Source organism: Sphingomonas sp. NPDC019816 (assembly GCF_050274375.1).
In the GTDB taxonomy this organism is placed as follows: domain Bacteria; phylum Pseudomonadota; class Alphaproteobacteria; order Sphingomonadales; family Sphingomonadaceae; genus Sphingomonas.
The window spans coordinates 1-3,032 of record NZ_JBNNOB010000229.1 but is presented as its reverse complement, the minus strand read 5'-3'; the positions used below and the strand labels follow the sequence as shown (position 1 = coordinate 3,032).

Sequence of the window (3,032 nt, the reverse complement as noted above, 5' to 3'; positions counted from 1 at the left end):
GCCGACGCCCGCCCCGGCCCCCGAGCCGGCTCCGGCACCGGTCGCCGAGGCCCCCGTGCAGGCGGAAGCGCCCGCCGCGCCGACCATCTCGGTACAGCCGCGCATGTTCCGCCCGGTCGAGCGTCCGGTGATCCCGGCGCCCGAACCCAAGGCGGAAGAGGCGCCCAAGGTCGAGGCACCCGCCCCGACTCCGGCACCTGCGCCCGCACCCGCTCCGGTGGCGACCAAGCCTGCGCCCGCTCCGGCCCCCGCGCCGGTGGTGCCGACGCCGCCGATCCTGGGTCGCGATCCCTCGATGCCCGCGCCGCGCCGCTTCTCGCCGGTGCAGCGTCCGGAAATCCCGAAGCCTGCGCCCAAGCCCGCGCCTGCGCCCGCCGCAGCCGCTGCGCCCGCCGCCAGCGCGCCCAGCAACAACACCGCCTCCGCTCCGTCGGGTGGCGCACCGCGTTCGATGCCCTCGGGCCAGCCGACGCCGCGTAACGCGCCTCCGGGCCGTCCGCAGCAGCGCGACCGCAAGGGTGACGAGCGTCGTGGCGGCAAGCTGACCGTCACGCGTGCGCTGAACGAGGACGGCGCCCGCGCCCGATCGCTCGCCGCGCTGAAGCGTGCCCGTGAGAAGGAAAAGCGTGGCTTTGGCGGCCCGCGTGAGCCGCAGGTCAAGCAGGTCCGCGACGTGCAGGTGCCGGAGGCGATCACCGTCCAGGAACTGGCCAACCGTATGGCCGAAAAGGGCGCGGATCTGGTCAAGGCGCTGTTCAAGATGGGCATGCCCGTCACGATGACGCAGACCATCGACCAGGACACGGCCGAGCTGCTGGTGACCGAATTCGGCCACAACATCGTCCGCGTCTCCGACAGCGACATCGATCTGGCGCTCGACACCAGCGAGGATGCGGCCGAGAGCCTGCAGCCCCGCCCGCCGGTCGTGACGATCATGGGTCACGTCGACCATGGCAAGACGAGCTTGCTCGACGCGCTGCGCGGCACCGACGTGGTGCGCGGCGAGGCCGGTGGCATCACCCAGCATATCGGCGCCTATCAGGTCACCCTGAAGGACAAGTCGAAGATCACCTTCCTCGACACGCCGGGCCACGAGGCCTTCACCCAGATGCGCGCACGCGGTGCCGACGTCACGGATATCGTGGTGCTGGTGGTCGCGGCCGATGACGGGCTGATGCCGCAGACGATCGAGGCGATCAACCATACCAAGGCGGCGGGCAAGCCGATGATCGTGGCGATCAACAAGATCGACAAGCACGAGGCCAATGCCCAGCGCGTCCGCGAGCGTCTGCTCGAACATGACGTGCAGGTCGAGGACATGGGCGGTGAGACCCAGGACGTCGAAGTGTCGGCGCTCAAGAAGATCGGTCTGGATACGCTGATCGAGAAGATCCAGCTTCAGGCCGAACTGCTCGAACTGACCGCCAATCCCGATCGCCCTGCCGAGGGCAGCGTGGTCGAGGCCAAGCTGGACAAGGGCCGTGGTCCGGTCGCGACCGTGCTCGTCACGCGCGGCACGCTGAAGGTCGGCGACGTGTTCGTGGTCGGCGCGGAAAGCGGCAAGGTCCGTGCGCTGGTCGACGACAAGGGCCGCCAGGTGAAGCAGGCAGGGCCTGCGATGCCGGTCGAGGTCCTGGGCCTGTCGGGCGTGCCCCAGGCGGGCGATCTGTTGCAGGTCGTCGAGAACGAGGCGCGTGCCCGTGAGGTCGCCGAATACCGCCAGAGCGTGGTGCTCCAGAAGCGCACGACCTCGGCCCCGGCCAGCCTGGAGTCGATGTTCTCGGCGCTGAAGGCGAACCAGGCCAAGGAATATCCGCTGGTCGTGAAGGCGGATACGCAAGGGACGGTCGAGGCGATCGTGGCGTCGATCACCAAGATCCAGTCGGATCTGATCAAGGCGCGCATCCTGCACTCGGGCGTCGGTGGCATCACCGAGTCGGACGTGACGCTGGCGGCGGCTTCGGGCGCGCCGATCATCGGCTTCAACGTCCGTGCGAACGCCAAGGCGCGCGAGATCGCCGAGCGGAACAAGGTGGCGCTCAAGTATTACGACGTCATCTACGACCTGATCGACGAGATCCGCGCGGGCATGGCGGGCGAGCTGGGCCCCGAGGCGTTCGAAACGGTCGTCGGCCGCGCCGAAATCCGCGAGGTCTTCTCGGCGGGCAAGATCGGCAAGGCCGCCGGTCTGCTGGTCACCGAGGGGGTCATCCGCAAGGCGCTCAAGGCACGCATCACGCGCAACGACGTCATCATCTACCAGGGCGAGATCAATTCGCTCCGCCGGTTCAAGGACGATGTCGCCGAGGTTCGCGCCGGTCTGGAATGCGGTGTGACGTTCACGCAGAACTTCACCGACATCAAGGCGGGCGACTATCTCGAGACCTTCGAGGTCGAACTGCGCGAGCGGTCGCTCTGATGCGGGCAGGGTGGTGGGATCGCTCCTGCCGCCCGCCTCTGCCGGACATGATCGCGCCGGAATCGATCGCGGCTGCCTGCCCGGCGGCCGCGATTCCCGTTTGAAGAAGAACTGACATGGTCCAAGCCAAGAATCCCGCCGAACCCTCCGTCCGCCTGCTGCGCGTCGGCGAACAGGTCCGCCACATCCTCTCCGAAATCCTCGCGCGCGGCGACGTGCATGACGAGACGCTGGCCAAGCACATGGTCAGCGTGACCGAAGTCCGCATGTCCCCCGACCTGCGCCACGCGACGGTCTTCGTGAAGCCGCTGCTGGGCAAGGACGAAGAGGTGGTCATCAAGGCGCTGCGCACCAACACCGCGTATCTCCAGCGCGAGGTCGCGCACCGGGTGAAGATGAAATACGCCGCCAAACTGAAGTTCCTGGCGGATGAGAGCTTCGATGAGGGAAGCCATATCGACTCGCTGCTGCGCTCGCCCAAGGTGTCGCAGGACTTGGAGGATGGGGAGGCCGGGGAGGCGTGATCGCTTTCCTGCTTTAGGTCTCTTCCCACCCTCCGTTCAGCCTGAGCGAAGTCGAAGGCCAAGGGATTCAGGTTCGCGCAGAGGCGCAG

Annotated in this window: 2 protein-coding genes; both read left to right on the top strand. The window is 67.9% G+C overall.

Annotated features, from left to right (window positions below):
* Positions 1-2,419: translation initiation factor IF-2 (infB, locus tag ACQKJZ_RS18805; RefSeq protein WP_427733167.1), on the top strand; the 2,419-nt coding region annotated here is incomplete at its 5' end.
* Between the two features lie 116 nt (positions 2,420-2,535).
* On the top strand, positions 2,536-2,943 hold the full coding sequence (gene rbfA / locus ACQKJZ_RS18800) for a 30S ribosome-binding factor RbfA (protein ID WP_427733164.1): 408 nt from the start codon (positions 2,536-2,538) through the stop codon (positions 2,941-2,943).
* The last annotated feature ends 89 nt before the right edge of the window (positions 2,944-3,032 follow it).

What these genes read in the sequence shown, in the direction of transcription:
- rbfA (WP_427733164.1), top strand. Translation starts at nt 2,536, where the DNA reads ATGGTCCAAGCCAAGAATCCCGCCGAACCCTCCGTCCGCCTGCTGCGC.